This is a genomic window from Alteromonas sp. G4i35 (assembly GCF_054960375.1).
Map to the genome: position 1 here is coordinate 110,621 of NZ_JBHNZD010000001.1, position 21,857 is coordinate 132,477.

General features: G+C 45.5%; 17 protein-coding genes, 1 pseudogene and 1 riboswitch. Of the genes and pseudogenes, 13 read left to right on the plus strand and 5 right to left on the minus strand.

Annotated elements, in window-relative coordinates:
* Positions 1-19: 19 nt before the first annotated feature.
* The 11 genes and pseudogenes from nirD to ACFI6L_RS00530 all read left to right on the plus strand — a co-directional run bounded on the left by nirD (position 20) and on the right by ACFI6L_RS00530 (position 13,799).
* The gene (gene nirD / locus ACFI6L_RS00480) at positions 20-391 is read left to right on the plus strand and encodes a nitrite reductase small subunit NirD (protein WP_462573211.1); all 372 of its coding nucleotides are present in this window, start codon (positions 20-22) and stop codon (positions 389-391) included.
* An 86-nt stretch (positions 392-477) separates the two neighbouring features.
* Entirely contained in the window at positions 478-3,351 is a 2,874-nt protein-coding gene (locus tag ACFI6L_RS00485) for a nitrate reductase (protein ID WP_462573212.1), read from the plus strand.
* A 12-nt stretch (positions 3,352-3,363) separates the two neighbouring features.
* Positions 3,364-4,347 (plus strand): uroporphyrinogen-III C-methyltransferase, encoded by a 984-nt coding sequence (gene cobA, locus ACFI6L_RS00490; protein WP_462573213.1) that lies wholly within the window; start codon positions 3,364-3,366, stop codon positions 4,345-4,347.
* Positions 4,331-5,317 carry a glycosyl transferase family protein gene (locus tag ACFI6L_RS00495; RefSeq protein ID WP_462573214.1) on the plus strand — a complete coding sequence of 329 codons (987 nt, stop codon included), beginning with the start codon at positions 4,331-4,333 and terminating at the stop codon, positions 5,315-5,317. The genes cobA and ACFI6L_RS00495 overlap by 17 nt, the downstream gene beginning before the upstream one ends.
* A gap of 418 nt (positions 5,318-5,735) precedes the next feature.
* Positions 5,736-6,032: a hypothetical protein gene (locus ACFI6L_RS00500; protein WP_462573215.1), complete on the plus strand. Its 297-nt coding sequence runs from the start codon at positions 5,736-5,738 to the stop codon at positions 6,030-6,032.
* A gap of 154 nt (positions 6,033-6,186) precedes the next feature.
* Positions 6,187-6,864 (plus strand): annotated as a pseudogene (locus tag ACFI6L_RS00505) (GGDEF domain-containing protein); the annotation flags it as partial.
* Between the two features lie 284 nt (positions 6,865-7,148).
* A complete protein-coding gene (locus ACFI6L_RS00510) occupies positions 7,149-8,465 on the plus strand; it encodes a methyl-accepting chemotaxis protein (RefSeq protein ID WP_462573216.1) in 1,317 nt (438 codons plus the stop codon).
* A 571-nt stretch (positions 8,466-9,036) separates the two neighbouring features.
* Positions 9,037-10,446, plus strand: a complete 1,410-nt coding sequence (locus tag ACFI6L_RS00515; RefSeq protein WP_069943741.1) for a CmpA/NrtA family ABC transporter substrate-binding protein — start codon at positions 9,037-9,039, stop codon at positions 10,444-10,446.
* 88 nt (positions 10,447-10,534) lie between these two features.
* Positions 10,535-11,530 carry an ABC transporter permease gene (locus ACFI6L_RS00520; protein WP_239239795.1) on the plus strand — a complete coding sequence of 332 codons (996 nt, stop codon included), beginning with the start codon at positions 10,535-10,537 and terminating at the stop codon, positions 11,528-11,530.
* 16 nt (positions 11,531-11,546) lie between these two features.
* Positions 11,547-12,449: an ABC transporter ATP-binding protein gene (locus tag ACFI6L_RS00525; RefSeq protein WP_168479411.1), complete on the plus strand. Its 903-nt coding sequence runs from the start codon at positions 11,547-11,549 to the stop codon at positions 12,447-12,449.
* A 129-nt stretch (positions 12,450-12,578) separates the two neighbouring features.
* Entirely contained in the window at positions 12,579-13,799 is a 1,221-nt protein-coding gene (locus ACFI6L_RS00530) for an alginate export family protein (RefSeq protein WP_462573217.1), read from the plus strand.
* Between the two features lie 58 nt (positions 13,800-13,857).
* On the opposite strand, the gene ACFI6L_RS00535 is transcribed toward ACFI6L_RS00530, so the two are convergent.
* The 5 genes from ACFI6L_RS00535 to ccoG form a co-directional block, all read right to left on the minus strand.
* The gene (locus tag ACFI6L_RS00535; protein WP_014997293.1) at positions 13,858-14,448 is read right to left on the minus strand and encodes an HD domain-containing protein; all 591 of its coding nucleotides are present in this window, start codon (positions 14,446-14,448) and stop codon (positions 13,858-13,860) included.
* Positions 14,449-14,534: 86 nt separating this feature from the next.
* The gene (locus ACFI6L_RS00540) at positions 14,535-15,167 is read right to left on the minus strand and encodes a thiol:disulfide interchange protein DsbA/DsbL (protein WP_014997294.1); all 633 of its coding nucleotides are present in this window, start codon (positions 15,165-15,167) and stop codon (positions 14,535-14,537) included.
* A 320-nt stretch (positions 15,168-15,487) separates the two neighbouring features.
* Positions 15,488-17,410, minus strand: coding sequence for a TonB-dependent receptor plug domain-containing protein (locus tag ACFI6L_RS00545; RefSeq protein WP_462573218.1), 1,923 nt, complete (start codon positions 17,408-17,410; stop codon positions 15,488-15,490).
* Between the two features lie 91 nt (positions 17,411-17,501).
* Positions 17,502-17,767, minus strand: a riboswitch (cobalamin riboswitch).
* 132 nt (positions 17,768-17,899) lie between these two features.
* Positions 17,900-18,883: a serine/threonine protein kinase gene (locus tag ACFI6L_RS00550; protein ID WP_168479419.1), complete on the minus strand. Its 984-nt coding sequence runs from the start codon at positions 18,881-18,883 to the stop codon at positions 17,900-17,902.
* Complete coding sequence (gene ccoG / locus ACFI6L_RS00555; protein WP_014997297.1) at positions 18,880-20,310, minus strand: cytochrome c oxidase accessory protein CcoG; 1,431 nt, start codon at positions 20,308-20,310, stop codon at positions 18,880-18,882. Before ccoG ends, ACFI6L_RS00550 begins: the two co-directional genes overlap by 4 nt.
* A 479-nt stretch (positions 20,311-20,789) precedes the next feature.
* Here ccoG and ACFI6L_RS00560 point away from each other — a divergent pair, with 479 nt between their 5' ends.
* Entirely contained in the window at positions 20,790-21,161 is a 372-nt protein-coding gene (locus tag ACFI6L_RS00560; RefSeq protein ID WP_462573219.1) for a hypothetical protein, read from the plus strand.
* A gap of 112 nt (positions 21,162-21,273) precedes the next feature.
* The gene (locus ACFI6L_RS00565; RefSeq protein ID WP_014997299.1) at positions 21,274-21,819 is read left to right on the plus strand and encodes a DUF3016 domain-containing protein; all 546 of its coding nucleotides are present in this window, start codon (positions 21,274-21,276) and stop codon (positions 21,817-21,819) included.
* The last annotated feature ends 38 nt before the right edge of the window (positions 21,820-21,857 follow it).

Below are 21,857 nucleotides of genomic sequence, written 5' to 3' on the forward strand. Positions count from 1 at the left end.
TTGTTAGGAGAATCAAATTATGTCAGCAGCGCAAAATGTAATGGCGTCAGAACCTCAGCAAGTGCAATGGCACTATGTTTGTGAGACGAACGACTTAGTGACAAACAGTGGGGTTTGCGCCCTTGTCGACTTACAGCAAGTGGCAATTTTCAGTTTGAAGATAAACGGCGAAACCCAGGTTTTCGCCATTAGTAACTACGACCCTATTGGTAAAGCAAACGTACTCTATCGCGGGCTTCTAGGGTCGATAGGCGGCGCGCCTGTTGTTGCTTCGCCTTTGTACAAAGAGCATTACTTTTTAGAAACTGGGCTGTGTAAAGAGCACGATGATGTATCCGTTTCGGCTTATGCCGTGAAGATAGAGGATAACAAGGTTTTCGTGGGTGTTTAGCTAGGCCCTACTGTTTGGGAGCCGGGAACAATTTAAGTATCCGGCAATACCCTTTTAACAAACTGCGGAATCGAAAAGGTAATGAAATGAATATGGCTACACGACAACCCGACATGATGTCTGAACAATTAAGACAAACAACATGCCCATACTGCGGCGTTGGGTGTGGTGTAGATATTAGTTGCAACGTAAGCAAGCGTGCCACAACCCTGGACACTGTTAAAGGCACGCCAGAGCATCCCGCCAATTTTGGAAGATTGTGTGTTAAAGGAACAAACCTGCTTGAAACAAACGACTTAAACGGACGTTTGCTTCACCCAACCATGGCAGGTCAATCGGTGGATTGGGACACGGCCACCGATCTAATTGCGGATAAGATCACCTCTACCATTGCGCAGTATGGCGCGGATGCCGTTGCTTTTTATGTATCAGGTCAGCTTCTCACCGAAGACTATTACATTGCCAATAAGCTTATGAAAGGTTATATCGGCAGTGCCAATATTGATACGAATTCACGCCTGTGTATGTCATCAGCCGTTGCCGCCTACAAGCGCGCGTTCGGGGAAGACGTGGTGCCATGCGATTATTCCGATCTGGAATGTACAGATTTATTGGTAATTACGGGAAGTAATACGGCCTGGGCACACCCAGTGCTTTTTCAGCGCATTCAGCGAGCAAAGCTGAAAAATCCCGATATGAAGGTCATTGTTGTTGACCCGCGCAAAACCGAAACCTGTACCATTGCCGATTTACACCTTCCATTAAAGCCAGGTAGCGACGTGGCGCTATTTAATGGTTTACTAAGCTATGCAAACGCACAAGGTCGTATAGACAAATCCGTTGTTGAGAGCTACGCCGAGGGACTTGAAGAAACACTTAAAAGTGCAAATGCCTTAACATTAGATGAAGTTGCTGAAGTATGCGACCTGGACATTAACAGCATTAAGGCCTTTTTTGATGCCTTCTGCAAAGCCTCTAGCGCAATTACTTTTTATTCTATGGGCGTAAACCAGTCTTCTGCTGGTGTGGACAAAGCCCAGGCTATTATCAACTGTCACTTAGCTATGGATTTAATTGCCAAAGACGGTTGTGGCCCGTTTTCTATTACTGGCCAACCCAATGCAATGGGGGGCCGCGAAGTGGGTGGTTTAGCTAATATGCTGGCTGCACATATGGACCTTGAAAACCCTGAGCATATCAGCACGGTTAAAACCTATTGGAACGCCCCTGTTATGCCTAAAGGGCAGGGGCTTAAAGCGGTAGACCTATTTAATGCCATTGAAGAAGGTAAGGTAAAATTTGTTTGGATAATGGGGACTAACCCTGTTGTCAGTATGCCGAATCGCGGTCAAGTTGAGCGCGCACTTTCAAAATGTGACATGGTTGTAGTGTCTGATATTGTTGAGTCCAACGATACACTTAACTACGCGCACATTGCCCTTCCTGCCACGGGGTGGTCGGAAAAAGACGGCACAGTGACTAACTCAGAGCGCCGTATTTCACGTCAGCGCGGTATATTGCCTCCACCAGGTAGTGCAAAACACGACTGGCAAATACTTTGCGAAGTGGCGGGTAAAATGGGCTTTGGCGAGGCATTTAGCTTTACCCATCCGTCACAAATATTCGTTGAATACGCTGGGCTAACCGGCTATCAAAATGACGGTAAGCGTCAGTTAGACCTGTCACCTTTACAAGCGTTAAGTGAAGCTCAGTACAATGGGCTATCGCCTTTGCAGTGGCCTTTTCAAACTGTTTTAAAAGCTGAGAATACGGCCAATGCTAATTCTAAATCTAACCCTAGCCTTACCAGTAAACGTCCTTTCGAAGACAAACGGTTTTCAACCCCTAGCGGCAAAGCTAAACTTATTCCTGTAGCTTACAAAGCGCCAATGCAGATTACGTCGAACGCTTACCCTTTTGTTGCGAACAGCGGGCGAGCGCGAGATCAGTGGCATACCATGACACGCACGGGTAAAGCGGCAAAGTTACTGGCTCATATGCCAAGTGCTAACGTGCATATCAACCCTAAAGACGCTGCTGCAATGGGCGTTGAAAACGGAGATCTTGTTTCTCTTTCAAGTGCAGTATGTAAAGACGCCCCTGTTATCTACCCGGTAAAAATGGATACGGATATGCGTAAAGGGGAAGTTTTCATTCCCATTCACTGGTCAGCGCAATGGGGGTCGCACAGTAAGCTAGGCGCACTTTACGCCAGCGCGGTAGACCCTATTTCAGGGCAACCTGAGTTAAAACACGCGGCGGTTGCTATCGCGCCTGTTACTTTTACTACCTACGGTAAGCTCTTTGTTTCATCATTAAACCAATCAACACTTAATTCAGAATTTAGCCCAAGTTATAAAGACGCGCTAAAGCATGCGTGTGATTACTGGAATACGACACCGCTTGAAAGCACAGAGGCGACTTCATCTGTAAATAACTCGGATGCAGCATTATCAGTATTGAATGTTGCTTCGAACAAAGGTCGTCGAGATTTTACACAAGCGTTGATACCTCTGCTGCCGCAAAACGCGGTGCTATTGCAGTTTCATCATCATACATACTCAGTATGCCTTGCGCTTGTCGATGACGTACTCTGTTTCGCTGCGTTTTTAGGCGATAAGCCGGAAAATACGACAAAAGCCTTGGCAGCACCACACCCAGAAAGTACATGGTCAGTACCTAACGCATGGCTTGCCAGCCTCTTAAATACATCTATTTCGGTAGAGACTCAGCGCAACTTATTGCGAGGCCAAGTCGACGACGTATTTTTAACTGGTGATGTAGTTTGTAGCTGCTTTGAAGTACGAGAAAAGACGATTACAGATGCCATCAACGGCGGTTGTTCTACAGTAGCTAGCCTAGGAGAGCAGTTAAAGTGCGGTACCAACTGCGGCTCGTGCAAGCCCGCCTTGTCTCAGCTGATAGACAAGCATTTAGTCATTGAAACCCAATCTGTATAGGAGCGTTAAATTATGTCAATTGCATCTAGTTGGTCGTTACCGTTTTTGCGCACCTTATTTAAACCGCAGAAACCTTTGTTAAACCTCTTTTATCGCGATGCTATTTCTACCACGGTCACGACCGTGACGACGCGCCAGTGCTCCGATAATCCAAAAGCTCCAGCTAAGCATTCATACTTTGGAAAGTGGTTGAAGTTAGCAAACAAGCAAAATGAAGGTCATAAACAAGGGCAGGTGTTCATCGTCGGTGCTGGCCCTGGCGATGCCGAGTTACTTACGTTAAAAGCGCTTCGTCTGCTGCAGCAAGCCGATGTCGTGCTTTTCGATGCTTTAGTTAGTGAAGATATTCTTGCGCTAATTCCCTCTAAAGTGGTGAAAGAGTATGTAGGGAAGCGCTGCAAAAAGCACAGCTTTACTCAGGATGCTATTTGCAAACGCGTCGTTGAATTGGCAAGTGAAGGGCATACTGTCGTGCGGTTAAAAGGTGGTGATCCAGCCCTATTTGCAAGAACTTGCGAAGAAACCGATGCGCTAACAAAAGCCCACATCCCTTTTGCTATTGTTCCTGGTATTACGGCGGCATCGGGCGTGTCTGCCTATACGGGGATCCCTTTAACCGACAGGCGTTGTGCTCAGTCGGTGAGTTTTATGACCGCACATTTTAAGGACGTGGATCAATGGCCAGAAATGGCACCCATGGCGCAAAATGTATTGAAGCAAACCATGGTGGTTTATATGGGGCTAAGCCGGCTTGAAGGTCTATGCAAAGGCTTGGTTCATCACAACGTGCCAAGCACATGGCCAGTAGCGGCAATTGAAAATGCCACTTCGCCTGAACAGCGCGTGATTACTGGCGTGCTTGCCGATATTCATAGCAAGGTAGAAGCAGCAAATTTAACGGGGCCCACGTTACTTATATTTGGAAAGGTGGTAGAGTCTCGTCAACAGGTAAATACTCTTCTACTACATTCATCCAAGTATGCAGCAACCATTTAGTGAATACATAAAAATTATTGGCAAGGGCCAGAAAGGGGGGCGTAGCCTTACCCGTGATGAGGCCTACCATGCCATGAAAATGGTATTGGCCAATGAAGTGACAGGCGATCAACGCGGCGCATTTCTTATGTTACTGCGTACCCGTGAAGAAACACCAGAAGAAGTTATTGGCTTTGTCGATGCATGCAGAGAGCTGATAGAGCCAGAAGTTAAAACTCTCACCCCCACGTTAGATATTGGCTGCTACGCGGGAAAGCGTCGCCAGTTACCGTGGTACTTATTGGCCGTAGCGGTACTAGCCAACAATGGTTACTCGGTCATGCTTCACGGTGCTCATGAACCGGGTTCGGGGCGCCTTTATGCAAGTATAGCGTTACCTCAATTGGGCCTACCTGAAGTTAGCAGTATTGCAGACGCCAAACAGCAGTTAACGGATAAAGGGGTGACTTACCTTGATTTGTCTTATTTGCTGCCTGCGCTCGACACAATTATTAAGCTTCGTGAAGTGTTTGGTCTGCGCTCATGCGCAAACACCCTCGCAAGGTTGTTGAACCCTACTGCCGCACAATATTGTGTACAAGGTGTTTATCATATGCATCTTGACCACAAACACTGCCGCGTTAATGAAAATTATCCATCTATAGATGCGCTTTGCTTTCGTGGTGATGGCGGAGATCCTGAAGTTAATGGTGAACGGGAAACTGAGCTATTTATTACCCGAAATGGTGAGACCGAAGAAGTAATAATGCCGGTGGTTGCTGACAAATGGGCGCTTAAAGATAAAGACATGAACGTTAACGACATGCTTAATGTCTGGGCGGGTAACGCGAATAGCCTTTACGGTGAACAAGCCATCTTAAGCACACTTGCCAGCTATTTGGTACTGCTACAAAAGTGTGATGTTGCAGATGCCCTGTCCCAGGCAAGGCAGCTTTGGGCACAGCGCGATAAAAGCGCAACGCCGTTTTAATCGTTTGGTGCAATAACCGTTTAACTCCGTCAAAGATCACACGTCTCTTGTATTGGTCAGATAGCCCGTGTTAGCTGTCTAATAAATAGAAGCTTAACTGCGGGGCGCGTAAAACCCTCTTGATAGAGGAAAAATAGTCAATCGTCGCATTGACTTAATCATTGCTATACTTGTTAATAGTATTAACAAGTTTTCCTTAAGTGGTGTTATGCGAATCACCCAATGGCTTGTATTTTTAGCTAGCCTGTCGCTCTTATTTCGAGCAGGTTACGCTGTATCTGAAAATCGAGAACAGGTTACAACCTCTAGGGTAACTTTCGTTCTAACCGCAGATATGCCTAATATAAGTGATTCCCGCACAGGGCGTTAAGCAAATCTACAGACCCTCGTAAAACAGCAGCGGCAAAATAGTGATACCGTGTTTTTCATTTTCGGCGGCGGTTCAATTGGACCGAGCGCGCTATCCTCGTTTGACCGTGGCTCCCACATTATTGATATTCTCAATTCCCTTGAGCCAGATGTGATGGGGGTCACAAAAAGAGAATTTAGTTTCTATGAAGATGAACTGTCTCTTCGTTCTTATGAGGCTGCCTTTCCATTGGTCGCCAGCAACGTGATAGATAACCGGATGGGGCGCTCCCCTGACGGCCTGCACACTTCTGTGAGTGTAGAAAAAAGAAGAATTAACTCTTGGTGTTATATCAGTTCTACATGAGAGAGTGATAGAAGAGTACCAATTATCTGATACTGTTATAACGCCTCCTCAAAAGGCCATCATGGAGGAGTCTTAAAGATTGCGACAGCAAGGCGCAGATATTATTTTGCTGCACTATTCCTACCCGTTCCCTTTTATTAATACCATGCTGAACAAACGTATTATTCTGCGTTTAATTGCTTTAACCAACTTGGTTGAAAAAAATAGTGAAGAAGTAGCAAGCTTTGAAGGCAGTGACGAGATATCTCGCCTGGCTAAAACCTTCGCACTGTATTTTGAGAGAGTAAAGAGCCAAGAAACCGAATTGATTCGTTTGTCACTTAGCGATCCCCTTACTAATATTCCAAATCGACGGGCGTTCAAAATGGAAATGGAAAAAGCGATAGCCATGTCAAAACGGTATGACTGGCCGTTGACGGTAGTTATCTTGGATGTCGATAGTTTCAAACTTTACAATGACAACTATGGTCACCCTAAAGGGGATGAATGCCTGAAAAACGTCGCTATTGGGCTTAATGAAGTCATTACCCGTAACACTGATTTTTGTGCTCGATACGGTGGTGAGGAGTTCGTAGCGATTTTGCCCAATACCGATGAGAAAGGCGCGAAGGTGAAAGCTGAAGAGATTCGAGATGCGATAGAATCATTAGGGATAGAGCACAGCAAGAGCACAGTTTCACCCGTAATTACCGCAAGTTTGGGCGTTGCAACGGTCAATTTCGTTAATCACCACAACTGGACGTTAACTTCGATCCTGAATACCGCTGATAAAGCTTTGTACGGCGCCAAAACGGGCGGCCGGAATCGCTGCGTGTTTTCATCGCTGCCTTGAGTATTTTTGTATAGCAAAAAGAAGCGCGTTTATGCCAATCCCCAAACTGGGCTATCTTTAATCTTTATTGAACAAAAAAACTTCAGTTTTATTTGTGTGAAACATCAATAAACTTCATTTCCTCTGCTATCTTTAATCAAAACCAATAAAAACTAGCTTATCGTTTCAGACAACTAACCGTATTTCAGTGTGATACGCCAGTGCCTATTTTGTCAGGGGGGCTTCGTTATGAGCTAAGTCGGCTGATAAATAATGCGTGAAACGAAGTTAATTAGGAGCGCAGGATGTTTTTCAAAAATAAAGAGTTGATAGCCGAAAACCAACGTTTGGAAAAGGAACTGGCGGCATATCAAACGGTTAAGGAAGAGCTTCGTGAAGAAATGTTGTACATTGAGTTGAATGCAGACGGACGTATACATGCAATTAATGATCTATGTACTCAAGCAACAGGATTTAAGATTTCAGAGCTAGAAGGGAAGTCCCTTGAAAGCCTAATGGACCCGAAATCGCTTAAGAAATCGGACGTTCAAGATATGCTAGGCGCTGTTAAAAATCATCGTCATTGGCATGGCGCAGTTAGCTTCAATAATGCAAAAGGCCATGAGATTTGGGTAAGAGGCATCGTACAGCCCATCGACGACGCTTATGGAAACGTAAAATGCATTGCTTTCTATATGGCTGAGCAAACCCGCAATATTTCCTATAGCAACGAACTTAGAGACATGCTTGCCGGACTTAATCGCTCTTCCGCAGTCATAGAGTTCAATCTAGATGGGAGCATAATTAAAGCCAATGAAAACTTTTTGAAAGCAATGGGCTATAAGTTGGAGCAAATAGTTGGAAAGCATCATAGGATCTTTTGCACGGAACAAGAAGCGAACTCTGAAGAGTACAAGCAGTTTTGGCGTGGACTAGCGCAAGGACAATTAGAGTCGGGGCGTTATAAGCGTATCGACAGTCGAGGGAACGAAGTTTGGCTTGAAGCGTCGTATAACCCCATACGAAATGAGGATGGCAACCTTTATAAAGTGGTTAAGTTTGCAACCGTAATCACTGAGCAAATGAAGCGGGAGTTCGCCATTTCCGAAGCCGCCAACGTTGCATTCAACATTTCGCAAGAAACTGGAGAGCAAGCTCGTAAGGGAAATCAAGTGCTCGATTCTACGGTTAAGGCGATGAACGAATTAACGAAACAGATGGGCAATGCGAGTGAAGGTATAAAGGACCTAGATGAGCAATCCCAAAAAGTTGCGGACTTGGTTAAAAGTATTAGCGGAATTGCCGATCAAACTAATTTATTGGCGCTTAACGCTGCTATTGAAGCTGCACGTGCAGGCGATCAAGGGCGTGGTTTCGCGGTGGTTGCCGATGAAGTCAGGCAGCTAGCGTCGCGAACCAGTAGCGCAACTGAAGAAATCGTAAACGTCGTCGTAGAAAACAGAAAGTTAACAGAAAATGCAGTTCAGTTAATTGAAGCGGGTCAGGAAAAAGCGCGCGAAGCCTTAGAGTATTCAACGCAGTCAGGCAAAGCAATGAGCGAAATCCAAAGCGGTGCCAATGAAGTGGTAAACGCTATCGGGCAATTTACTAAACGCCTCTAGAAAATTAGCGACACAATCAGACGGCTTTAGTCATTGGCCATATTTGTTCAACCTTGGTATCTGCTTTCGCGCACCAAGGTTGAACACCCCCCCTGTTTTGGTGCACCAAAACGAATTCATTCTCACTTTTCTCTTACCTCAATAGTGTAAATGTTCATAAATTTTAATGGCTTACATTTCTGGCACGATGGGTGCTAATTAATCCGTGCAACAGCAACGTTGCTGTACAAAGCAACGGGTGCAAACACAAATGCGATGGCAGAGTGGAGTGCACAACACTTACCATAGGGTAAACAAATAGGATTCAGCGGAGAACGGTAAGGAAGCATCATCATCTCCGGCATTTATGGCAAGTGCATAATAATAAAAAATAAAGATGGTTTTATAAGCTAAAGCTTTTAATAAACCTCCCTTAAAGATGAGGTGTGTGAGCGGGAATTCCTGACTTACCATTAACAACTTGATGCGTTTGTAAGAACTCCGATATTACAAACACGGCAACGAAGCCCACCATGCTCGACGGTTAAACGTCGTACGCTGGTGGGTTTTTTTTTGGCTACGAGGAACACGTATGACTGGGTTAAAGACAACATCACTGCTAAAACGCTTTCGAACGGCGAGTGCTGGAGTATGTGCAGCACTTGCCGTCTCTGTAGCAAGTTTTTCTGCGAGTGTGGCAGCACAAGCGCCAGCGGTAGGCTGGCCTGAGAAGGAAGAACTTAAGTTTGGTTTTATCAAGCTCACTGATATGGCACCGCTTGCTGTGGCGTACGAAAAAGGCTTTTTTGAAGATGAGGGCCTCTACGTTACATTGGAAGCGCAAGCTAACTGGAAAGTGCTGCTTGATCGCGTAATCGACGGCCAATTAGATGGCGCTCATATGCTGGCTGGCCAGCCCCTTGGTGCAACCATTGGCTTCGGCACGGAATCGCATGTGGTAACAGCGTTCAGTATGGATCTCAATGGTAATGGAATTACCGTTTCTAATGAAATTTGGGACAAAATGAAGGCCCATATTCCACAGGAAAATGGCAAGCCAGTTCATCCTATTAAAGCTGATTATTTAAAGCCAGTGGTTGATGAATACCGCAATGCTGGAAAGCCGTTCAACATGGGAATGGTATTTCCAGTTTCTACACACAACTACGAGTTACGCTATTGGCTTGCAGCAGGTGGAATTCACCCTGGATATTATGCGCCGCATAAAGGTGATACTGCGGGCCAAATAGACGCTCAGGCACTGCTGTCAGTCACCCCCCCACCGCAAATGCCAGCGACGATGGAAGCCGGCACCATCTATGGCTACTGCGTAGGCGAGCCATGGAATCAACAGGCTGTGTTTAAAGGTATTGGTGTACCTGTGATCACCGACTACGAAATTTGGAAAAATAACCCTGAAAAAGTGTTCGGCGTAAGCCAAGGCTGGGCTGACAAATACCCAAATACGCACATTCGCGTGGTTAAAGCCCTCATTCGTGCGGCAATGTGGCTGGATGAGAATGACAATGCTAACCGCCCTGAAGCGGTAAAGATTCTTGCCAAGAGTAACTACGTAGGTGCGGATGAAAACGTACTGGCTAACAGCATGACAGGTACTTTCGAATACGAGAAAGGTGACAAGCGCGACGTACCCGACTTTAATGTGTTCTTCCGCTACAACGCTACCTACCCCTATTACAGCGACGCTATCTGGTATCTCACACAAATGCGCCGCTGGGGCCAGATTTCAGAAGCAAAGTCTGACGATTGGTATAAAGAAACAGCTAAAAAAGTCTACAAACCTGAGGTTTATGCTCAGGCAGCTAAAGCACTAATTGCCGAAGGTAAAGCTAAAGCGTCTGATTTCCCTGAGTTTGGAACGGAAACAGGCTACAAACCGCCTCAGAGCGAATTCATTGATGGCGTGACGTTTGATGGAAGCAAGCCTAACGCTTATTTAGAGCAATTTAAGATAGGACTTAAGGGCGACACTGTACTGTAAGTGTCAGGTTCAATGGCCCCGACTTCAGTTCTAACTAGGGCGGGGCATAAACCGCGCAATAGCGCACATCATGTGTCAGGAGCAAGCAATGAGCAAGATGACAACCATTCTTCGCCTTCCATCGTCGCCGTCAAACGCCAACTCTTTGTTGAGCCGTTTATATCAATCCACGCCTGCGTTGCTGTTGCCTGTTATCGGCTTGCTAATGTTCTTGGCGATTTGGAATGGTGTTGCAAAAAGTATCGACACGTCGCTGGGGCAGTTCCCAGGGCCAGCACAAGTTTTTGAGCAGGCCGGTGCGTTAATTGACGAGCATATTGCACAGCGTGAAAAGGCGGATGCATTCTATCAACGTCAAGAAGCAAGAAATGCAGCGCGTGTAGCGCAAGACCCCACTTATCAGCCAAAAATCAGAGAGTTCACCGGTGCGCCCACCTTCTTTGACCAAATTTGGACAAGCCTTTACACCGTCATGGTGGGGTTCCTTATTGCATCGGTTATAGCGGTTCCTGTGGGAATATTATGTGGTTTAAGTAAATCTGCCTACACTGCAATAAATCCGCTCATCCAGTTGTTCAAGCCAGTTTCACCACTAGCGTGGCTGCCGCTGGTGACTATGGTAGTAAGTGCCCTTTATGTCAGCGATGACCCAGCGTTTTCTAAATCATTTGTCACCTCGGCCTTTACGGTTTCGCTTTGTTGTTTATGGCCAACTCTTATTAACACCGCTGTAGGCGTTTCTAATATTGATAAAGACCTAATCAACGTAAGTAAAGTATTGCGTCTTACGCCCTTTGCTCATCTCACCAAAATAGTACTTCCATCTTCTATTCCCATGATTTTTACGGGACTTAGATTGTCGCTGGGTATTGGCTGGATGGTACTGATTGCAGCAGAAATGCTTGCCCAAAACCCGGGTCTAGGAAAGTTTGTGTGGGATGAATTTCAAAACGGTAGTTCGGAGTCGCTAGCGAGGATCATGGTCGCAGTGCTCACTATTGGCGCTATTGGCTTTGTACTAGACCGCTTAATGTTATCAATTCAGCGCGCTGTAAGCTGGGACAAGTCGAGCGTACTACGCTAATTTTGAGGAGAATTTTATGCACACTAAACACTTAGAGTTAGAGCAGGTGGGTATCGACTTCCCCACACCGAAGGGGCCATTTACTGCGCTTCAAGATGTGAATCTTAAAATCAGTAAAGGTGAATTTGTGTCGTTAATTGGCCATTCGGGCTGCGGTAAATCAACGGTGTTGAATATCGTCGCAGGTCTACATCAAGCTACTACCGGCGGCGTAATTTTAGATGGCGCAGAAGTGAAGCAGCCTGGACCTGAGCGCGCAGTAGTCTTTCAAAACCACTCTTTATTACCTTGGCTTACGGTATACAAAAATGTTGAACTGGCCGTGAAATCCACCATGCGGGGCAAGAGTAAAACCGAGATGCGTGACTGGATCATGCACAACCTAGAGCTTGTGCACATGACCCACGCCCTTGATAAATTACCCAGTGAAATATCAGGTGGTATGAAACAGCGAGTAGGCATTGCGCGCGCATTGGCAATGGAACCAAAAGTGCTGCTAATGGACGAACCGTTCGGTGCGCTAGACGCCCTGACTCGCGCTCACCTTCAAGACTCGCTCATGGAAATTCACGCTGACTTGGGCAACACGGTTATTATGATTACCCACGATGTGGATGAGGCGGTATTGCTATCTGACCGCATTGTTATGATGAATAACGGCCCAGCGGCCACCATTGGCGAAATTCTAGATATTGAGTTGCCGCGTCCACGAGATAGATTAGCTCTTGCAGATAACAAGCAGTACAACCACTACAGACATGAAGTCTTAACCTTTCTTTACGACAAACAAAAGAAGGTTGAAACCGTTTCGTCACGCGCAAACCAAGCGCCAACTACTAACAAACAATCGCAACAACAAGCAAAACCCAGCGGGGTGTCATCTGAAAAAAAAGACGCTAAGAAATCAGATGCCGCCTAGCTTTATCGGCACCTGACTAGGGCGGAAGCCTTTTCCGCCACCAACCAAAACCAGTACTTTTCAACCGGCATTCTAATGCTGGCTGGGTAAGTGTTGACTAATAAAAACCAATACCGATAGGGAATACACATGAACACGTTACAAAACTTTGGCATCAAGATGCTGGCGGCTTCTGTTATGACAGTACTAGGCGGCAGCGTAATGGCTGCCGATATTCACGCCGCCCTTAGTGATTCAAAAGCATGGGCGGACCTGAATTTACGCTACGAATCTGTTGATCAAGACAATGCATTAGAAGATGCAAGTGCACTGACGTTGCGCACCCGTTTAGGATTTAGCTCGGGTAGTGTTAATGGCTTCTCGTTTACCGCCGAGGTTGAAGATAGCCGCATTGTATTGGGGCAAGATGAGTTTACCGTAGGGCCAACGGGCTTTAACGTGGGTGAGTACTCGGTCATTGCCGACCCTGAAACTACCGAAGTTGACCAAGCTTTTATTCAATATAAGACGGATAATTTTACCGCCAGAGTAGGACGCCAAGTAATTACACTTGATGACCATCGATTTGTAGGCCACGTTGGCTGGCGACAAGACCGCCAGACCTTCGATGCAGTAAGCGCAAAATATGCGGCGACCGACAATCTAGCGCTATTTTATAGCTATCTGTACAAACGCAACCGTATTTTCGCAGAAGCGGCAGATTTAGATTCTAAAGATCATATTCTTCATGCCACCTATACATCTAAAATCGGCAAATTTGTGGCTTATGCATACCTATTAGAGGTGGACAACGACACGGATAACGCGTTGGACACGTATGGCGTGAGCTACGATGGAAAGATGAAAGGTGAGAGCGTGAGTTGGGCTTACGGTGGTGAGTTTGCCACGCAATCAAGCGAAGCTGGCGCGGGCGAAACGGCCACCGACTTTGACGCCTCTTATTTAAATGCGTATGTCGCAGCCACGTTTTCTGGCGTGACGGCTAAGGTCGATTACGAAATACTAGGTTCTGACGATGGGTTGTACGGGTTTGCAACGCCGCTAGCTACGCTACACAAATTCAACGGTTGGACTGATCAGTTCTTGGGCACGCCAGCACAGGGCTTAAAAGATCTTAAGTTATCTCTATCAGGTGGGCTAGCCGGTGGTAAATGGCTTTTGGCTTACCACGATTTCAGCGCTGACGACAGCAGTAACGGTGCTGACGACTTAGGCAGCGAAATTAATGTACAGTATACGAAGAAGTTTGCAGGTAAGTACAATTTTGGCATTAAGTACGGTACTTACGATGCGGGAGATATAAAGGTGGATACCAATCGCTTCTGGATGTGGATTGGTACACGCTTCTAATTACAACGTCCTATTACACCGTTGTGGTGTGATAGATACCTTAGGTCTGGCTGAGTCGTTATTGACTTAGCCAGCCTTTTTCAACAGCCACATCAAGCTGCTGCATAACGTAGTCCCACAGCGCCGGTGCGCAAGACTTTAAGTGGGCATTACGCTTTTCAATTTTCTCTCTTGCAATACCGTGGCGTTTCCAGCTTCCCCCGTTGTCCTTCATATTTTGAAAAACGGGAAGTACGCGGTCCATTGATTTGGCAAATTCCGCATCAGCGGTTTCTGCAGCTTCAAATTCAAGCCATAGCTCGAGCATTTCATTATCAAGTGGACTCGGCAATAAACCAAAAATGCGCTTTGCAGCGGCTACTTCTTTTTCGGCTTGTGCGTCATGGTCGTTTGGATGATTGAAAGCAAACATATCGCCTGCATCGATCTCCACAATATCGTGAATAAGGATCATGCGAATGACGCGTGTCACATCGATGGGTTTTACCGCGTACTCGCTTAACATATTGGCCATTAGCGCAACATGCCAGCTGTGCTCTGCGGAGTTTTCTTGTCGATAGTTATCACAGGGAAGGGTGATTTGACGTTTTACCGCTTTTAGTTGGTCAAGTTCACAAATAAAGTCAGCGAACTCGCTTACAGCATACATTGGGGATTCTCCAAGGCGTAAAAATGGGCGCCTGAGCGCCCATTTAATTATTCAAAGTATAATGAGTGGCTAAATTATTAACCAAATTATTTCTGTTCAGATAACCACACGATTAGATCTGCGATATCGTCAAAGGTCATGTCAGCGGTAAATGTAGGTTGATATTTACCGTTGATGATGAAGCTTGGCACACCAGTTAAGTGCTCACGATACTCATCAATTTGCTGTTGATTCTTACGTACCATGCTATTTACGCCAAAGCTTTTAGCCATTTTATCAAACTCTTCACCGTCTACACCGTTCACAACGAAGATATTGCGAAGGTCTTTCAAACCGGTGATAGATGCACGTTGCTTGTGGATATAGTTAAAGATTGCTGCATTCATTGCGTCTTCTTGCTTCATCGCGCGAGCAATTAGCATGGCTTTAGTCGCATCGTCCTGAACTTCAGGTCCAGTGAAGCGCATAAAGTTAACGTGTACTTTATTGAATTTAGTACCGTCGCTTTTCTTTTCTTTAATTTGTGCAACGATTGGCTCGAACTGGAAGCAGTGAGGGCACCAAAATGAGAAATATTCTGTAATTACTGGCTTATCTGTAGCTTCTTTATCAAGCACAGTATAGTGAGTACCTTCTTTCCATTTGGACGCCGGCTCTTGAGCGCAGGCTGTTAGTGGCAAAAGCATTGCCATGACAAACATTACTGCAAACTTTTTCATGGAATATAATCCTATGTTCAAAAAACTATTATCGATAATGAGATTATCACAGGCTTGTTCGCTTAACTAGGACCTGTTCTACTTCAATGCCTTACTACGCGATAAGCTCACTAAAAAACACGATTCAATGGCAAGGTAACCCATCGTGTAAATGCAGTACTGTAAATACGGCATGATGAACAGAATCTGAATCAACAAACCCTAACAGAAGCCTAACAAAAAGGGCTATACCCATGTATAGCCCTTCATTGTTTGTTGATTGCACGTTGAGTTTTGCCTTTAAGCAACGCTCAACAGAAGGTTCATTAATGTTACATCACTTACATGCTGTAGTTAACAAGAAGCAGAGCTCGGCGCTCTTGACCAGCATAACCCACGATGTCTTCGTAATCGGTATCAAACACATTGTCGACTTTCAACGAAACCTGCCACTGCTTATCTATCTGATAGCCCAAATTAACGGTTGCAAGCGTATAGGCTGATAGCGCCAATGTCTGAGACGGTTCAGGGTAAGGAGAGAAGAAGGTGTCGTAATGGCTTCCTGTGTAAGCTAGCTTGGTATAGAAGCTGAACTTCTGGGTTCCAAAGTCAGTGTTATAGGTTAATGACCCTTGGTGTCGGGCACGACGCAGTTCAGTGGTGGTTATACCATTGTCGGTTTGTTCCGCATCAAGATAACTATACGCTGCGGTAAAATCGCCGTAGCCACTGTCCCAGCTAAGCTCCACATCAATACCTTCTCGAGAGCTGTCGCCATCAATATTGTCTGCGCTATACGCGCCCAAATCTGACACATAAACAAAGCCATTGATTTCGTCTTCAAGGTCGGTTGTGTAGGCACTGATTTGTGCTGACAGTGACTTCCAGTTTGCTTTAACGCCTACTTCCCACTCTTCACTGGTTTCAGGCTCTAAGTTTGGATTACCGATGAAGCTTGCAGGGAAGTAGCCAAAGCGCTCGGTGAAGGTGGGTGTTTTAACGGCTTTGCCATAGCTGGTAAAAACTGCGTAGTAATCGTTAAGCTGCCAAGTAAGGCCGCCGCGATAACTAACGGCATTGTCAAACTCACTGTTATTGTCGAATCGTGCGCTTAGTGTTGCGGTTAGTGATTCGGTTAACTGTCCGTTTGTTTCGGCAAATACACTATAAGTGTTGTCGTGCTGTTTCTGGTTCGGATCGCCAAACGCAATTGGACCACGTTGGTTAAAAAGGCGTTGGAGATATTCAACACCACCAGCGAAATCCCAGTTGTCGATAGTGTAGAAAGCTGTCCAGTTTAACTCTATACGTTCACCGGTAGTGCCACCTGTATCTGCACCAGACTCTGTGTTGTCGCTTTCGTCTTTACGATAATGCGCACTTAGCGCAGCGCGATAACCGGTATTTTCTGGGGCAAACTCCCATCTTAATTTAGCACTAAGTTGTGAGCCATCCGTCACGTTGTTTGAATCAGCGGGGAGGCCTGTCGTAACAAAGTCAGTGCCGTCGTAGTCATTCTCGTATTGAACCGTGCGAAGGTTAGCAATTAACGTATGTTCAGACGTTGCAGCATAATTAATATTAATGCCAGCGGTCATGTTGTCGTAGCCATCATCTTCGTTACCTACACGAGATACGTTGTCGCCGTCGGTGCGAATGTAGCTGGCGTATGCTGAAACACCCACGTTATCGCTTTGCGAACGCGCGTTCATGCTGCCCTGTAGCGTACCTTGTGTGCCAACGCCTGCAGAGAAGTCTACGTGTGATGCATTATCGGTAAACTGACCAGATTTGGTGGTAATGCTTAATACACCACCGATAGCACCACTGCCCCATCTAGCGCTTTGCGGGCCACGCAAAAGTTCAATGCGCACCACGTTGGCGCTAGTTAGATGAGCAAGGTCAACAAGGCTTCCTTGACCTACATCGTTGGCGACAACGCCATCAATTAAAACAAGCAGGTGGTTTGTTTCACCGCCGCGCACGCGCAGCTCTGTTAAGCCACCAGGGCTGCCTGACTGAGACAAGCTTACGCCAGGTAAGCCGCGAATTAAATCGGTAAGTTGAAGTGCGCCCGAAGCTTTAATGTCGCTTTCAGTTAGCACCGATACTGAGCCAGGAAGTTTAGTTAACGAAATAGGCAAACGCGTGCCTGTTACCGTTAAAGTTTCAATGTCTTGGTCAGAGTTTTGGGCAAAGGTAGCTGTGCTTATGCACGAGATAACTGCAGCGCTTAGGGCTGCTTTAGTAAAATGTGTACGCATGGTTTTTATGTTGTCTTTGATGCGCTCCACCCGAGCACATGATTAGGGAAAGTGTACGTTTTTTGCTTATTTTCGAATGTGAGTAAGCAAACGACACCATGAAGTACAGGCCGGTATCCGGGCTTACTCACCACTACCAAGTATGTAATGGCTCTTTTGCCTTCCCATCTATTGGTGTTTAGTTACGCAGGAGCGCGCATAAACGTATAAAAGACAGTGGCGTATGAAAAGAAAACGACAATGCGTTGAGTTTACCGTTGCGGGGGCAGCATCAGCTTTTCACTGATTTCCCGTTTAACCCTTGTCACCGTAGTTAATATGGCGTTAGACAAGAGCACCTACACGCCATCGATTATATCGAAGTTAAAAAGTGATAGCGAATACGGTTTCTTATACCTTACGCTTTTTCGTAGTTACTATATGGTTATCGAAATCGGTCATCGATGCCGATTGTGGAAAAAGCGTAAGGTTTTAGGTGTAGAGGTCGACTCAATAGCCCAATTTCAGTGGAGGCTCTTGAAGTGCAGACAGTTGCTCTTTTAAGGCAAGAATTTGACCTTCCCAGTATTTGTCTTCAGCAAACCAGGGGAATGCACGTGGAAAAGCAGGGTCTTCCCAACGGCGGGAAAGCCACGCCATATAGTGCACCATTCTCATTGCGCGAAGGGGTTCAATAAGCGGCAGTTGTGCAGTATCAAACGAGTGAAACTCCTCGTAAGCTTCAACCAGAGTATCGAGCTGTAATAGCTGTTGCTGACGGTCACCGCTTAACATCATCCACAAATCTTGAATAGCGGGCCCCATGCGGCAATCATCAAGATCAACGAAGGTCGGACCGTCGCGCCATAGTATATTGCCTGGGTGGCAGTCGCCGTGAAGTCGAATACTCGATGTTGGCTTGTAAGCTTTTTGGGTGGCTTCAATCACAGGATTAAGTATGGCGAAAAAAGCTGTTTTTAAATGCTCTGGCAATAGTGTGCTTTGAGCAAGAACTTGCTTTGGCTCGTTGAGATAACTTTCAATATCAATCGAAGGGCGGTGCGTAAAACCTTTCGCTGATGCAACGCGATGAATACGGCCAATAAAGCGTCCCATCCATTCAAGTTGATCAAGGTTGTCATTTTCGAATTGTCTGCCGCCGACCGACGGGAACAACGCAAATCGGTAGTCAGTCTCAGCTACGGTGTGATGGTGCAGCGTGTTACCGTTTATGACCATAGGGGCAGCCAACGGGATTTCGTTTTCAATTAGCTCGGCGGCAAATTCATGTTCCTCAAGAATTTGAGCATCTGTCCATCGCCCAGGACGATAGAATTTTGCCACATAGCGTTGACCGTCTTCAGCCAAAAATTGGTAAACGCGGTTTTCATAGCTATTCAAGGCAAGTAGACCGCTTTGAAGAAAAATGCCCTGGCTTTCCAGGGCATCTAATATGGTGTCTGGACTAAGCCCAGAGAAAGAAAAATCTGTCATCGATAAAGGAACTTGGTTGGTTCATCAACAGTAACCGTTTCTCCATCAATAGTGGTCGTTACGCTGATAAAAATATCGGTAACCGTATCTTCCAGATTATAGGCGTCGGTTGCAACCGAAATTGGTGTGCTGTATACCGCACCGCCTTCAACCGTCACTGTTTGTTCACCAATGTACTTGTAGTCAGGCAGACCTTTTACAGCAATTGTGTAGGTTTGTGCTTGCTGTGTTTTGTTAAGCACTTTTATCGTATAAACGTTCTCAATTAGGCCTTCGTTGGTTTCACGATACAGTGAGTTTCTATCGCGAATAATGTCTACTTCAGTGGGGCTGCGCATCCAAATATTGGCAAACAGTAAGCCAATCATGACCACTAAAACCACAAAGTAACCAATTAATTTTGGACGTAAAATGTGAGTCTTACCGCCAGCAAGTTCTTCTTCCGAAGTAAAGCTTATCAGGCCTTTAGGGTAACCCATCTTATCCATAACGCCGTTACAAGCATCAACACAGGCACCGCAGTTTATACATTCGTATTGTAAGCCGTTTCGAATGTCAATTCCGGTTGGGCATACCTGAACACATAAATTACAGTCGATGCAGTCGCCCAATCCCTTTTCCTGCACTTGTTCGTGACTGAGTTTACGCGGGCGTGGGCCGCGTTGTTCACCACGTTTTGCATCGTACGATACAGTAAAGGTGTCTTTGTCGAACATGGCAGACTGAAAGCGAGCATAGGGACAAATGTGCGTACACATGATTTCACGCATGTAGCCAGCGTTTCCGTAGGTACATACGGCAAAGAAAATCACAGAAAATCCTGCCCAGAAGCTGGTGTCGAATGTCACGAAATCAATAAACAGGGCATCAATGGGTGTGAAGTAACCAACAAAGGTTAAAGCGGTGAGCAGTGCTACCAATACCCACGCAGTGTGTTTAGCGGTCTTTCGCAGGAATTTATCTGCATCCATTTTACGTGCGTCTAGCGCTATACGTTTATTTCTGGGGCCTTCGAATTTCTCTTCGAACCACGTATAAATGTATACCCACGTTGTTTGAGGGCACATAAAGCCACACCACACACGACCTGCGAAAGTGGTGACAAAGAACAAAGCAAAGGCAGATACAATAAATATGTAAGCCAGCAGCGTAAGATCTTGAGGCCACAATGTCAGTGAGAAAATGGTGAATCGCTGTTCACCAATATCGAGTAACACCGCCTGATGGCCGTTGTACTGAATCCATGGAATGATGGCAAAGAGGCCCAAAAAGAAAAGGCCAAACATTCGCCTGAACGTCTCTAGAGGACCTTGCACAGCTCTCACATAAATACGGCTACGAGAGTCGTAGCGCTTACCCTCAGGACTGCCTTTGGGTTTATGTACTTTTACCGGCGTAACGGTCTTAACCGGTATTTGTTCATTCATAGCTTAACCTTATGTGACATTTCAAACTGCCTGTGCAGTATAACTGCGTTCAAAACGTCATATTTAATGTAGATCAATAATGCGGCGTATGGTGTATCTTTTTAAAGTTTCAGTCAATACTGAAACTTCAGAACATTAATTGTTTTTTGCTTTTTCCCCTTTATTTTAAGCAAGTCTGTAAATAGTTAAATACAGATACATGAATAACGAGGATTAGTATGACGGACACTTACTATTCGACGTTCAACAACGGTGATTAAGCTTTATCTACTATACATGAGTATAGTTTGCTGTATTTACAGATAAACTGAAATCACACTACTATCATCGATAATAATGTGGTCAATTGCCGTTTAAATCGTGTACAGTGAGCATTGTGAAAATGTAGATTGGCAACGGTAGTTGAGCACGTGCGGTAAAAGCGCTTAAACACTTGGCGCTATCTGTTGTAAACGTCTGTCGAAGTTAGCTGAGAAGTCATGTTAAGGTTTTTTATCATCGCTGCTGAAATTATTGTTCTGGTAATTGTGTTGCGATCTCCCTTTGTTCAGTATCTCTTTGAAGATATCCAAAACTCTGTGTCGGAATGGCTAGTTTCAATTGCAACCTTGCCCGAACGAGAAGAACTGAGTAGTTTACAAGACACAATTAATATTCAATTAAGCCCTTTAAAGCCTTACCAGCAGGCGTATGTTCAGCAAATCACCGCTGACAGTGCAAGCGTTAAACGTTTTTATCACACCTATTGTGAAAAGGACGATATAAACCCGAACTTTACGGGAACTAAACGCGCTCAACTATGCCTAATCATTAAGCAGTCGCCAGTTATGCAAATAGCAAGGCGAGACTAACCGATTCTATCTGATTAGGTTAAAGCTAAACGGTCGGTATTTGCCATACGCAATAGCGTTCCAATGTCTCGCAAAATCCACTGTTAAAACGGCTGTATTTAGGAGCATAAAAGTGAATAAATTACGTACTTTTTCTTGTTTAGGTTGTGCCACTGCGGTAGGACTTCTTGCTGTTTTCGCTCCCACCCACGCGGCAGAGGTAAAGATTACTTGGGAAGAACCTGAAACGTATAGCGATGTTAAGCCAACTAATGAGTCTCGCAAACGCTTTCGCGAACGTACATTAGAAGATCTGGAACAGCACATTGTCGAGTTAGCCAGTGATTTACCTGAATCACAAGTGCTTTCAATGACCGTAACTAATGTGGATTTGGCAGGGCAGGTATGGCCTAGTCAGTTTGTCGGGTTCGGATCAGGTGGTGGAAGTGATGTCCGCATTATCAAGCGCATCGATATTCCTCGAATGACGTTTAGTTACTCTTTGACCAACGCTGATGGACAAGTCATTTTAAGTGGCGAAGATGTAAAACTTAAAGATATGGACTTTATGGATTCGACAATTCGCCGCAACAGAACTGAGTCGCTGACTTATGAAAAGGCGATGTTGAACGATTGGTTTGCTGATACGTTTTCGGCGCAGGTAGCGGTGAACAATTAATGCCATTGTTCATGAAATACTAATAAAAAAGGTCACGT